Source organism: Paraburkholderia ultramafica (genome assembly GCF_902859915.1).
Classification (GTDB): domain Bacteria; phylum Pseudomonadota; class Gammaproteobacteria; order Burkholderiales; family Burkholderiaceae; genus Paraburkholderia; species Paraburkholderia ultramafica.
The window spans coordinates 83,106-94,997 of sequence record NZ_CADIKK010000031.1 but is presented as its reverse complement, the minus strand read 5'-3'; the positions used below and the strand labels follow the sequence as shown (position 1 = coordinate 94,997).

Annotated in this window: 12 protein-coding genes, 1 tRNA gene and 1 pseudogene; 12 read left to right on the top strand and 2 right to left on the bottom strand. The window is 56.3% G+C overall.

Annotation, left to right across the window (positions count from 1 at the left end):
• Positions 1-357: 357 nt before the first annotated feature.
• The 4 genes and pseudogenes from HV744_RS27550 to tnpC all read left to right on the top strand — a co-directional run.
• Positions 358-1,311 (top strand): TonB family protein, encoded by a 954-nt coding sequence (locus HV744_RS27550; protein ID WP_175152529.1) that lies wholly within the window; start codon positions 358-360, stop codon positions 1,309-1,311.
• 110 nt (positions 1,312-1,421) lie between these two features.
• Entirely contained in the window at positions 1,422-1,886 is a 465-nt protein-coding gene (tnpA, locus tag HV744_RS27545; RefSeq protein WP_175152528.1) for an IS66-like element accessory protein TnpA, read from the top strand.
• On the top strand, positions 1,886-2,239 hold the full coding sequence (gene tnpB, locus HV744_RS27540; RefSeq protein ID WP_175152527.1) for an IS66 family insertion sequence element accessory protein TnpB: 354 nt from the start codon (positions 1,886-1,888) through the stop codon (positions 2,237-2,239). The genes tnpA and tnpB overlap by 1 nt, the downstream gene beginning before the upstream one ends.
• Positions 2,240-2,331: 92 nt before the next feature.
• Positions 2,332-3,516: pseudogene (tnpC, locus tag HV744_RS27535) on the top strand (IS66 family transposase); the annotation flags it as partial.
• Between the two features lie 838 nt (positions 3,517-4,354).
• On the opposite strand, the gene HV744_RS27530 reads toward tnpC, so the two are convergent.
• Complete coding sequence (locus HV744_RS27530; RefSeq protein ID WP_175152526.1) at positions 4,355-4,792, bottom strand: hypothetical protein; 438 nt, start codon at positions 4,790-4,792, stop codon at positions 4,355-4,357.
• 282 nt (positions 4,793-5,074) lie between these two features.
• On the opposite strand from HV744_RS27530, the gene HV744_RS27525 reads away from it, so the two are divergent.
• The 8 genes from HV744_RS27525 to HV744_RS27490 all read left to right on the top strand — a co-directional run bounded on the left by HV744_RS27525 (position 5,075) and on the right by HV744_RS27490 (position 11,624).
• The gene (locus HV744_RS27525) at positions 5,075-5,368 is read left to right on the top strand and encodes a hypothetical protein (protein ID WP_175152525.1); all 294 of its coding nucleotides are present in this window, start codon (positions 5,075-5,077) and stop codon (positions 5,366-5,368) included.
• Positions 5,355-6,245, top strand: a complete 891-nt coding sequence (locus HV744_RS27520; protein ID WP_175152524.1) for a site-specific integrase — start codon at positions 5,355-5,357, stop codon at positions 6,243-6,245. Before HV744_RS27525 ends, HV744_RS27520 begins: the two co-directional genes overlap by 14 nt.
• 7 nt (positions 6,246-6,252) lie before the next feature.
• The gene (locus HV744_RS27515) at positions 6,253-7,206 is read left to right on the top strand and encodes a phage integrase Arm DNA-binding domain-containing protein (protein ID WP_175152523.1); all 954 of its coding nucleotides are present in this window, start codon (positions 6,253-6,255) and stop codon (positions 7,204-7,206) included.
• An 814-nt stretch (positions 7,207-8,020) separates the two neighbouring features.
• Positions 8,021-8,698 carry a hypothetical protein gene (locus HV744_RS27510; protein WP_175152522.1) on the top strand — a complete coding sequence of 226 codons (678 nt, stop codon included), beginning with the start codon at positions 8,021-8,023 and terminating at the stop codon, positions 8,696-8,698.
• Between the two features lie 157 nt (positions 8,699-8,855).
• Positions 8,856-9,842, top strand: a complete 987-nt coding sequence (locus HV744_RS27505) for a ParM/StbA family protein (protein WP_175152521.1) — start codon at positions 8,856-8,858, stop codon at positions 9,840-9,842.
• Positions 9,843-9,886: 44 nt separating this feature from the next.
• Complete coding sequence (locus HV744_RS27500) at positions 9,887-10,186, top strand: hypothetical protein (protein ID WP_175152520.1); 300 nt, start codon at positions 9,887-9,889, stop codon at positions 10,184-10,186.
• A gap of 126 nt (positions 10,187-10,312) precedes the next feature.
• Positions 10,313-10,549, top strand: a complete 237-nt coding sequence (locus HV744_RS38075) for a DUF4224 domain-containing protein (RefSeq protein ID WP_175152519.1) — start codon at positions 10,313-10,315, stop codon at positions 10,547-10,549.
• Positions 10,550-10,553: 4 nt separating this feature from the next.
• Positions 10,554-11,624, top strand: a complete 1,071-nt coding sequence (locus HV744_RS27490) for a tyrosine-type recombinase/integrase (protein WP_175152518.1) — start codon at positions 10,554-10,556, stop codon at positions 11,622-11,624.
• Between the two features lie 65 nt (positions 11,625-11,689).
• Here the strand turns inward: HV744_RS27490 and HV744_RS27485 are convergent.
• Positions 11,690-11,777, bottom strand: a tRNA-Ile gene (locus tag HV744_RS27485).
• Between the last annotated feature and the right edge of the window lie 115 nt (positions 11,778-11,892).

Sequence of the window (11,892 nt, the reverse complement as noted above, 5' to 3'; positions counted from 1 at the left end):
GCGACATTAGATTAGCGCATGCTCGACGTATAAAACTCGATCGACCCGACCTATAATCGCGCGCTCGGTGGCAAAAATGGTGTTTCCACACACTCTCGACCCACAGCCGACGATCGAGCCGCCAGAGGCTTAACGGCAACACTCTGATTGTGAGCAGTCGCTCGATACGGCCGCTCACGCACGCTGGGCGGTGGAGCCATGTATGCGCAGATGCGCTCAAGTTCAAGACCCGTCAGGAGTTCAAGGTCGGCGCCCCTAGCGCCTACATGGCCGCATACCGGAAGTGCTATCTTGACGAGGTCTGCGCGCATATGCCGCTGCATGGATCGTCAGGCTAGTAGAAACAGGATAAACATCATGAAACGAACGATTGTCGCGGCCGCTCTGGCGCTTACCGCAGTTGCGGCCCGCGCTCAATCCGTCGTTGTCCAGCACGGAAACCTTGTCTACCGGAACGCATCGGGAGCGACCGAACTGCTCACGGAAACGGGTGCCGACGGGAGCCCGGCAATCTCCCCGGACGGCAATCTGATCGCCTTCATGCGCCAGCGCCCCGGCGAACAGGTGGATTCGAATGATCCTAACAGCGGCTCTCTGAGCGACGTGTACGTGATTAGCATCTCGGACCACTCGCTCAGGAAGATAGTTACAGCCGCGCATTCGGCGAAACCGGAGAACGAGCTATCTGGCATCAACTCACTTAAGTTTTCTCCGGATGGCTCGACGCTCTATTTCAACACGGCAGCATGGGTGACCTCCGGGGCGATCCATGCCGTTCCGGTTCAAGGCGGTCGCGAGCGGTTTATTACAAACGGCAATGGGTTCGCGGTGGTCCAGCGCGGCAAATACGCGGGCTACCTGGTGACGAGCCAGCACCGATACATGGAAGGCCATGGATCATGGGATCCTTACGTCTTGGTGAGCCCGGAAGGCAAGGAAATCAAGGTGCTAGGGGAGTTCGGCGACGACGAACCGCGTGCCGAGATGGCGGCGCTTCAAAGCGTTGAGGGAAAGAGCGCTGCGCCTACTCCAGCGGCAGACGCCGCAAGTTCTGGCTACTCGGAAAAGGTCCTGCGGCGCGTTCGTCCGAATATCGTCTGGGCCGGCGAAATACAGGGCCTCGAAACGGTCCTGGCGGTACACTGTGCGCCGACGGGCACGCTGCTGTCCCTAACGATCACGCGCGGCAGCGGCGACTCCAAGTGGGACGCCGCCGCGTTGCGCGCCGTGCAGCGCTCGGACCCGATGCCACTAGACTCCAATGGCAAAACGCCCGCGAGCTTCACGATCACGCTTCGCCCGGCAGGCTAGGACAATGAAGATAGTCGCTAAACAGTAAGCGCGAGTTTTCGCGCACCTAGCTTCTGCGTTTGAGAAGGTCCACGATTGCATCCGCAACCCAAAACTTGCGGACGCAATCCATGACCGAGAATGACCTGACCTTTTTGCCCTTGCGGGTGACACGCGTGGGTGTCGGCGGCAAGCACAGTTTCGACCCGGCAGACAAGCGGCGACTGGTCGACGCCTGCCTGCAACCAGGCGCGTCGCTGTCTGGCCTCGCCCTGAAGGCTGGGGTGAACGCCAACCAGTTGCGCAAATGGGTTCGGCTGCGCGAACAGCAAACTGCCTCCGCAAGACTCAACACTGCTGTCGGGTTCCCGGCCTTCGTGCCGGTCGTCGCAATCGATGACGCGGCGCCGGTGCCGGCGACGGCACATGTTGCGCGGCCCACGCCTGAGCCGGAGCGCGCGGACCTGTCGCCACCGGCGATACAGGGTGCGCGACTGTCGGCCAGATTGCCCAACGGCGTGAAGCTTGAGCTCGAATGTTCAGGACACGATGCGGCCCTCGTGAGCGCGATGATTGCCGCATTGGGAGCGCGGTGATGTTCCGGTTCGAGGCGGACCTGAAGGTCTTCCTGCATCGTGAGCCGATCGACTTCCGTGCCGGCATCAACAGCCTGGTGGCACTGGTCGAGCAGTCCATGCAACTTGACCCGTTTGCGCGTGCCATGTTTGCCTTCCACAATCGCAGACGCAACCGGGTCAAGTTGCTCTTCTACGAGCGCACCGGCTTCTGGCTGATGCTGCGGCGCCTTGAGCAGGACCACTTCGTCTGGCCACGTCGGCCACAGGCGGTGATCGAGTTGACGACCGAACAGCTGCATTGGCTCCTTGAGGGCATTGACGTTGAGGCAGTGCGCCGCCATCCATCACGGCGGTACCGCCACGCGAGTTGAACGCCGGGGCGTCCCCGGTAAAACAGCGGGCAGGTGGGCGGTTACACATTCCCGTAAACCCATCGCACGCAATCCTTCGCTATCCTGGGAGCATGAACGAGGACGATTTCTCCCGATTGCCGCCGGCCGCCCAGGCCTATATCCGTGAACTCGAGACACGCAACCGGCAACTGGGCGAACGGGTTGCCCAGCTGGAGGAGCAGTTCCGCCTGGCGCAGAGCAAGCGCTTCGCGCCGGGCAGCGAGAAGCTCGGGGATCGCGTCTTCGACGAGGCCGAACAGATTGCCGCCATCGACGACGATGACGCCGGCGATGCCGAAGACACGGTCGCGCTGCCCGATACTGGCCTGCCAGATGTACCCGGGCCGGCACGAAACAGGCCCGGACGCAAACCGCTGCCGGCGCACCTGCCACGTCAGCGCATCGAATACGACCTGCCCGAAGAGCAGAAGATCTGTCCATGCTGCGCACACGCACTTCACCGCATGGGCGAAGAGGTCAGCGAACAGTTGCATATCGAGGTGAAGGCGTCCGTGCTGCAGCACGTGCGCTTCAAGTACGCGTGCCGCCACTGCGAACGCCACGCCGAACGCACGCCGGTGATCACCGCATCGGTGCCAACGCAGCCGTTGCCGGGCAGCAATGCCAGCGCGGCGATGATCGCCACCGTCACGGCCGGCAAGTACGTCGACGGTACGCCGCTGTATCGCATGGCCCACGCGCTGGCCCGCGCAGACATCGAAGTCGGGCGCGGCACGCTGGCGAACTGGATCATCCGTCCCGCTGAACTGCACTACAACCGGCTATATGAGGCACTGCGCACGACGCTGCTGTCGCAGCCATTGATCCATGGCGACGAAACAACGGTGCAGGTGCTCAAGGAACCTGGCAAGGCCGCGCAGAGCACATCGTATATGTGGGTCTACCGCAGTGCCGAAGACTGTCCGGAACCGGTCGTGCTGTTCGACTATCGGCCAGGGCGCGGGCAGGAATATCCTCAGGCGTTCCTCGCCGGCTATGAAGGCCTGCTGATGACGGACGGATACGCCGCCTGGCGTACGCTCGAAGGTCCAACCCACTTCGGCTGCCTGGCTCACGCCCGTCGGGCCTTCGTCGACGCGCTCAAGGGCATGAAGAAACCCAGCGGCCGTGCCGCGCAGGCACTGGAATACTTCAAGGCGCTGTATCAGGTCGAGGCGCTGGCAAAAGCCGATCTGCCCGAAGGCGAGACGCGCGTTGACTACACATACCGGCTGCGCCAGCAGCACAGCGCCCCTAGACGTGCGTGACCATCCTCTTTCGCGAAGTGACGGAGCATGGAGAACTTAGTGGGTAGAAGCGATGTGAATCCGTGCACGCGTCGCTACGTCACCGAATGAAACATGCCAGTCGCCGTCCGCCCCTCGTACCAGTCGAACCGACTCGAACGACGTAAGCTCCACCGCCATTCCGCACGCGAGACGGTGTGCATGGAGCACCATGCATGCAATCTGAGGGCAGGAGATCGTCCTGACCCATTGCACTGGTCAGCGCCCGGCAACACAGCGGGCGCCGCCACTTCCTCCCCACAGTCCTCGACAACCCACTCTAGCAACCTGTCTGACCTCGAATCGGCTGTCGACAACTTGACCAAAAAAAACATCTGCCGTACACCTGTCTGAAACATGTCGCTGCCCCTACTAGACGGCCTTGCACTATGACATGTGTTGGCTACGTCAGAATCGGCAGTACCGCTCCCAATCCAATCCAGGTAAGCCGCTGCCGATGTTTTTAACGATTCACGGGGTGTCTTAGAGTCGACAACCGATGATCAAGTCCCTCACCGGTACTTCGGTGATCCCACAGAAAGTTAAGTCGGTTCAATTGACGGTCCGGCTTTAATATGTGTCGAGTTAAGCTCCGCCGAAGACGACTGGTTGCACCAACCGGTCTCGACTACCGGTCGATTGTGTCATCTGCAGCTAGAAGAACCTCTTTTCCCAAAAATGTCGCAGCGAGTTTCAACAGCCTCCTAGTACAGGTTAACTCCGACTTTTGTACTACTCGGCATCGAGGATATTGAAGTTCGTGGAATTCAATTCGACCTTTTGGCACTTAAATCCGACATAACACGTATCAAACTTGAACTTTCAACGAAGCGTCGAGAAATCTTTCCGCGTGTAGGTCAAATGTCCCAGTTAGCTCGACGAAAAGTCCGACTTCGTTGTACTGCTTGTAAATGACCGATTTAATTTCCCCAAAAAACAAGCTCGTCCGTTTTGAAAGCACACCCTCGGCATCTTCAAAAATCGCTTGCGAGGTTTCATAGACCTCTTTAACATTGCACGGCAAGCAGCGCCGATGTTTCGGCATAATGGCTGGCACAAATCCAGCCTGATAACTCGGGTGATCTACAGCCCACATCAATCTAGTATCTTCGGAATCTACTATTCCGTCCGCGTGGCTCGACGTCATCGTTGAGACCCACGCCTGCAAAGCCCCCCCTTGCGAATCAATGTAAGCTCGACATCGAAATATTCTCGTTCGATCCTTCATTGCAATCTCAAACGTCATTCGGCATTCCGATTGACCAGTCCCAAGCTGACGACCGCACGGCGATCAGCCTCTAGTTGCGCAATCGCACGATACGCGCAAATCAATCAAGAAAAACTTCAGCCTCGCGGAGCAGCCGCGCTCCGGGGTGTAGTGCATTGTCGCGGCAAGGAGCGGGTGCGCCCGCTCTGAAGGGCGCATGCCGCTCTGGTCTTTCGTTTCACCGATACATATTGTTGGCACAACGGTCGCCGGCTTTCTCCGGTGACCGGTCTAAATGGTTTACCCCCGCACCAGGAGTGAATGATGCCTTTGGACGAAGTGATTACACATCTCGCGGAGCGCTACTGCGGGCGGACCGCATCTACAGTTAAACGGCGAAAAAGGCGTTCTGCATTGGATAGTCAGCTACCGGTATTGTGCAGCTTCACCCTGCGGCGGCTGGATTCGCTGAATCCCCGGCAGTTCAGCCTCCGCAAACTCGCCATCGAAATTGAAGAAAAGACTGGCCGCCTGTTCACTGGGGACGCAGTGCGCGACGCACTTATCAAGCACAACCTGTATCAACTTTGGGAAAGCGCTGATGAGAATCCGTGAACTCGCACGCGCGACAGTGGGTAGCATCGCCGTTCACGGCTCGTCAAAACAAGAGATGGGGGAGCTCAACGCCGCTGCACTGCGCTCGATATCGAGCGAGCGTGCGTACCGGGAGGTACTTGCCGCGTATTTTCGATGGCTGCGCGCAAACCGGCTCCCATTGAATGAGGTGCACACCCGAACGATGATGCTTGAATTTCTCGATGAATACGCCGAGGCCCATGCCCAAAAGTCTGTCAATCAAGCTATCCAAGCCTTGGCGAAAATTTTCTCCGTGCGCCTTCCTCGCGTTGAGAGTTGCATCATCTCTCACGTGCATGGTCGCGCCTATCCGTTCGAAGACGTCCAAAAGATCCTCGCACGGCAAACCGAAGACAATCAGTTTGGGACACTGCTGTGCTACGACGGTGGACTCCGCGCTCACGAGTGCTGGACACTGCGCGAACCGCGTGGGGAAGGACCATCGTCGCATCGTGAGTGGTCTCCCGACCGCTTCGCTGGCCGCACAGACTTTGTCGTGTTTTTGGTCACCGGCAAAGGCGGTCTGGTGCGAGAGGTTGCAATCTCACGTGAGCTAGCGGAGGCGCTGCGGACGCGCGCACGGCCAGCGCCGATCATCGTGCGCGATAGGGAAATCAACTACGTCAGCTATTTTGACATTGGTGGCGGACAAGCTCTCTCTGCCTCTTTTAGCTACGCCAGCAAGCGCGCACTCGGCTATAGCTTAGGTTTGCACGGGATGCGGCACAGTTTTGCACAGAATCGACTTACGACGCTAATCCCTCTGCTTGGCTCGAAGCAAGCACTCAAAGTCCTGAGTGTTGAGTTGGGACATTTCCGCCCATCGATTTCTTTGGCCTATCTTGTCGGAGGCTGACGAGGCCATGACCGCGAAGAAGCATCTACCACCGGGCCTGCGGGCTCGAAGACAGGCCTCCGGCAAGGTGTACTACTATCTGAAAAACCCTAAAGTGACCAAGGAGCAGCCCCTCGGGTCGGATCGCGAAGCAGCCCTTCTTTATTGGCGGGATCATGTCTTAGCGCAATATTTGGGAAAACGATCAGTATCACGGGCGCTTGCGGTGATCGAAGCGTTCAAAAAAGCAGAAATTCCCATCAGCGAAAAACATTTGAGTCTCGCGCTGCAGCGGCAGACAGACGCGCTCACAGCCTTCTTCGCCGCCTTTGACAATCCTGAACTGACGACACCGTTCCCCACGGTAGAAGCCTATTTTGACTATCGTGGCCCACGGTATGGAATCCGAGCCGGAGCGGAGATCCGTCTGTTTATCCATGTCTGGGGCTGGGCACAACGAGTTGCTCTTATCAGCGCCAAACAGGTCTGTCCTTGGGATTCGAATCGTGTCCGGGATCGCCTACGCGAGGACGTTTTGCGTGAACTTGGCGACGCTCTCCATTTCTTTGCCTCGAACGGCGATTCCCTGTCGCCCGCCCCGCCCGCTGAATACGTAAGGCCCCCGCCTAGCCTCTTCCAGGCCGAAGGTCCGGTGCCGAACCAATCGGCGCAGGAAACGTCCCGCGGGTTACGCGTTCTGGGGGCACAAACTGATGGGCCAACGTTGTCTGCGCTTGCCAGCCAATCCGACCTCCATGCGTTTCTGGGTCGTGCGGCTAAACAGTTCACCGCCGACGGCCGTCGAGACCTAGCTCGGGAGGTCCGCCGCCTTCCCGTGGACCGCGCACGGACGCTGCTCAAAATTGCACGTGAATCGGTTGTTACGCCGCGCTCCGAGTCGCAACTCGTTCTTGGCACCAATCGGGCGCCCCAGCTCAAGGCATTGAAGCTAGCTCGTGCCGCGAAGGTGCGACAAAAATGACCTTCCGGCGGAATGCTGGCGTGCGGTTGGCGAATCTCGACATCGGGGCGCGTATCTCTCGCAGTGGTCGACTTCGCTTGAGAACTCGACCACCGCAATTCAAGGATCACAAAAAAATTTGACACAGATTTTGATTTGTCTGTACTATTTATCCAGGCCGCTCAAACGGCAACCAGGTTTATGAACGATGCAGCCAAAAACGTACCACTAGACACTTGTCGACATGGAACGTTACGCCGAGCATCGTATTAAAGTAGAAGGCTGTCCGAGATACGTCTTCGGATACCGCATGTGACAATGCGTTTTTCGCATTGCACCGTCTGCGGCACGTCAATCATCGACTGAGCGCTGGTCAGATTTCCCCGACCATATTGCGCGCACTTTCCAGCCAGGATTCACCGCGGGCAGATCCACGTCCGTCGACTGACATATTCTGCAATCGACGCACGCCAGTTGCCGCCTGAATTCGGCGCCGCTCCGCGCAATCGCGGTATCCCGGCAATCCTCAAGCAATTGATCCTCCGATCACTTTAAATTCGTAAGCCGCGCACGACAACAGCTCAAGCATTGACCGTCCAAATCCCCGGTAAGTCAATTGTTGAATCGATTCCCGCGCATTGAGGTGGCACTCGCCGCCCTGTAAATCTACATCCAATCAACCAGAACGCGAAGCAGAAGTCGACCGGCTCGTTGAGCCCGTTCGTCCTTCTGCCTCGCGTTTTCGCTTGCGAAATCGCGGGTGGCGTGACCCTCATCCATTCACGCTTCGGTTCTGTTCCGTTTAGTTGATTTGCCTGCCCAAGGAGGTATCGCCGTGGTCGTTAAACCCGCGCCTTTGCGCACCCACCTAATCCCTATCGTCCATGCGTTAGGGTGTTCGTTCGGCTCATTGCCGCAACGTCACGTTGAATTTGAAGCACGCGACAAGACGTTGCTGAAAAAAGTAAAAAACATCAGCAAGAGCGAACATCTCCGCCGCTTGAAGAAAAACGAAGAACCGCATTTCCAAGGCGCTACATACCAGCAGTTCTTCGAGCGATATAGCCGCCCGGTATTCCTCCGTGAATGCGAGTGGGGCATCCTCGTTCTCCAGGATAAGTCGTCAACGAAGCGAGGCCAGTTCCATTTGTGCATCAAGCTGAAGTTTCTTCCCGACGCTATCGTCACTGATCCCTTGATCGCTGACGATATTTCGACACCCTACGGCTACCAAGCGCTTGATTTGGTGATTACGGATCATATGCGCGACTTCATTCTAGAGAAGTACGATGGTCCGGGCTCAATCGATGTGGACGAAGGCGACCACTTTTGCGAAGCAATGGTTATCGAGATTGAGGGCGAAGGGGATGGCAACGATCACAATCTCGATATGAATCGCATTGCAGAGGAACTTCACAAGGTCTTCTGTGATGGCGAGTTTGACCGACGTTTCTCAGCGCTCGTGAAGAAAACTCAAGCAATTTATGCAAAGTATGGTCGTCTGAAACCGTGATCTAACGGTTGACTCTACAAAGACTCGACGCAAGCCAATGTTCGTTTGTGTACTTGGAATCGTAGGGTAAAAGTACTGTTGCACTCTCCGAGATCTAGTTAATAGATCTCGGAGATTTTCACCCGGCTGAACGGCCTCAACGAATAGGATGAAGACAATGAAAATCGTAGTGGTAGTGGATGTGGGTGCATGGGCCGTTAAGGTGTTGGTCGCGGCCGATGGACGAATCATAAAAAAATTTCAATTCCCTTCGGCCGTCGGGCTGGAGACGAACGGGGCTCTATCAACGTTTCGGAGCGGTAATGAGGAAATCATCGAAGTGCGCCCGAAAATCGATGGGACAACATATCGAGTTTCTCTCAGACAGAACCAGCAAGTTGCAGATCATAGCAGGCCAACGCCCGGCGACGACTTTCAGATCAGCAGGGCGCACGACGCACTTCTCGCCGCCGCTCTTCATGCAGCCGAGGTTCCCCACATAGATGTACTAGTGATCGGCACGCCTGTTCACACTTATCTCAAGCACGCGGAAAATTTGAAAAAATGGAGCGGCACGGTTGATTTTGGGCTTGGTAAGCGAATTCTCGTGGTTAAGACTTTGGTCTTGCCTCAACCGTATGGTTCCCTTTTGGCAGGAAAGAATGAACGCGTCATTGAGCGTGAAGAGCACATCAACCACATCATCCTGGACGTCGGCCACTACAGTACCGACGTTCTGACTACCAAAGGCGGATTGGCGGTCAATGATGACCGCAGCTTCGGCATCGGATTTGGTACTGCAGTTGTTTACCAGAAAATCGCAGATATGATCGCATCCGATCTTCGCCTGCCAGTGACTGACCTTGACCGGATCGAGTACTCGATTCGATCAAGATCGCAATACATTGCTCACAGCCGCCACTTTGATCTGAATGGCGAATATCTGCAACGAGTTCAGGCGCACATCGAGGTAATTGTGTCCGATCTCTATGGTCGAATCAAAACGACTGAGGATATTTCCTCCGTTTTATTGACAGGCGGTGGAAGCGGAATTTTTGAGCGGGCCGTACGCAAAATCTTCCGCTCTACTCGCGTTTGCATTATCTCCGATCCAATCCATGCGAATGCCAGAGGCTACCTTATTGCCGGACACTCTTCACTGTAGCAAGTGATATTCAATTCAAAAACAATCTTTGCAGGTAGTGAGTAATGGAAGATTCGATCGAAATGACCGTGACAATCAATCGCGATTCAAACCCGTTGCTATTCGAATACCTGACAAACACTAAAGCCGGTCGAAGACGAGCAGCAGTGTTCAAACTACTTGCAGAGAACTTCCTTTTCCTGCAGCAACAAAACTCCGTCCAGACGACTACCGTATCGCCACGCGAAGTCGAAAGCGGACGGATGACTGACGCTTCAATCTTGCAAACGCCAGAGGGCGGCAGACAGGGCGCAATTGACGAGCAAGACGTTCGAAGAAGCTTGATGCAGTTTGTTTCCGGTTAGTGGTTTTCTAATCGGATCCACCTTAGAGATTGCGATTGTCTAGGTCACTGCCACTCGAAATCATAGTCTGCTGCAAAGACTCGTGATTGAAGTCATTTGACATCGGATAAAAATAAGGATCAGGCTATGAGCGATACGTTCTTATCGCCAGAAGAAGTCGCCGAGCTTACAGGGGTTCGCATGGGCCGCTGTGGCAAAACGCGAGAGCAGCGACAGGTCGATTGGCTGAGATCTTCCGGCATCCCGTTTTGGACCAACGCCCGCGGCATACCAATCATCGCTCGCACAGCTATTAATGGAACGCAACAGGATAGAGAGCCAGCACAACGGAAGTGGCAACCAAAAGTTTTGGCGTCGAGATGAGACCATGGGTAGAAAACCAACCGTTAATCTGAATCTGCCACCGCGTATGCGAGCACGGCGGCGTTGGAACACCATCTACTATTACTATGACTATGGTGGCAAACCGCGTCGCGAAGAACCGCTCGGGTCTAACTTCGTGCTGGCAGTAAAGCGTTGGTCGGAAATCGAAGGTGCCCAAGCGCCACAAGAAGCGCAGCCAACATTCAAAGAAGCGGCTGGTATCTACGTGCGCGAAGTGCTGCCGATGAAAGCGCCGCGGACCCAGACCGACAATCTCAAGGAATTGCTCGTCCTCCGTGAGTTCTTCGATGACGAGGCGTTACTCGACGAAATCGAGCCCATGCACATCAAGCAGTACTTGCGCTGGCGCCATCAAAAAGCGGTTGCATGGTACGTAGAGAAAAAGAGACCTGCTCCGCCTGACGCTGGCCATGTGCGCGGTAACCGCGAAATTGCCTTGTTTAGCCACATATTTAACTATGCGCGAGAAATCGGACTCACCAAGGTTGCAAACCCCTGCGTAGGCGTGAGAAAGAATACTGAAGACGGCCGGGACGTTTACGTCGAAGATGACATGTACGCTCGTCTGTACGCGAAAGCCGACCAACCAACGCGCGATGCAATGGATCTAGCCTATCTGGCGGGACAGCGTCCGCAGGACACGCTGGGCTATGACGAGCGAGACATCAAGAACAACTTTCTTCTCATCGATCAGGGCAAGACGGGGAAAAAGTTGCGCATGGAACTCATGGGCGAGTTGAAGACGGTGATCGAGCGAATTCGGGCGCGCAAGGCAACCTACAAGGTCGTAAGCACGGCGTTAGTAGTTACCGAATCAGGTGACCGCATGACACTGAGGACACTGCAATACCGGTTCAGGATGGCCCGCGAGGCCGCCGGAATTCCACAGAACGAATTCCAGTTCAGAGACTTGCGAGCGAAGGCTGGGACCGACAAAACAGATTCGACTGGCGACATCCGGCAAGCCCAGAAACAACTTGGGCACGAGTCGCTTGCCATGACGGAACACTATGTCCGGAAGCGGCGGGGAGACAAGGTTGGACCGACGAAATAAGCGAATTGCGGAGCAGGTCCACTTTTGCGGAGCAGAATTCGGGGTCCAAGAACGTTTGAGATCCTTGGTGGGCCGGGTGGGAGTCGAACCCACGATGTCCTTTCGGAGGCGGATTATGAGTCCGCTGCCTGCAACCAGCACGGCGTCCGGCCCAAGAAAAAGACCCGGTCTTGAAGGCCGGGCCCATTCGTTGATTGGCCGACATACTACACGAAAAAGGGGCCTCCGCAACCGCTTCGCTTGAGCGAAACAACCGGCAGGCCCCTTC

Coding starts and splice junctions, on each gene's coding strand:
- HV744_RS27490 (WP_175152518.1), top strand. CDS start 10,554: ATGGGTAGAAAACCAACCGTTAATCTGAATCTGCCACCGCGTATGCGA.
- tnpB (WP_175152527.1), top strand. CDS start 1,886: ATGTTCCGGTTCGAGGCGGACCTGAAGGTCTTCCTGCATCGTGAGCCG.
- HV744_RS38075 (WP_175152519.1), top strand. CDS start 10,313: ATGAGCGATACGTTCTTATCGCCAGAAGAAGTCGCCGAGCTTACAGGG.
- HV744_RS27500 (WP_175152520.1), top strand. CDS start 9,887: ATGGAAGATTCGATCGAAATGACCGTGACAATCAATCGCGATTCAAAC.
- HV744_RS27550 (WP_175152529.1), top strand. CDS start 358: ATGAAACGAACGATTGTCGCGGCCGCTCTGGCGCTTACCGCAGTTGCG.
- tnpA (WP_175152528.1), top strand. CDS start 1,422: ATGACCGAGAATGACCTGACCTTTTTGCCCTTGCGGGTGACACGCGTG.
- HV744_RS27505 (WP_175152521.1), top strand. CDS start 8,856: ATGAAAATCGTAGTGGTAGTGGATGTGGGTGCATGGGCCGTTAAGGTG.
- HV744_RS27530 (WP_175152526.1), bottom strand. CDS start 4,792: ATGACGTTTGAGATTGCAATGAAGGATCGAACGAGAATATTTCGATGT.
- HV744_RS27525 (WP_175152525.1), top strand. CDS start 5,075: ATGATGCCTTTGGACGAAGTGATTACACATCTCGCGGAGCGCTACTGC.
- HV744_RS27520 (WP_175152524.1), top strand. CDS start 5,355: ATGAGAATCCGTGAACTCGCACGCGCGACAGTGGGTAGCATCGCCGTT.
- HV744_RS27515 (WP_175152523.1), top strand. CDS start 6,253: ATGACCGCGAAGAAGCATCTACCACCGGGCCTGCGGGCTCGAAGACAG.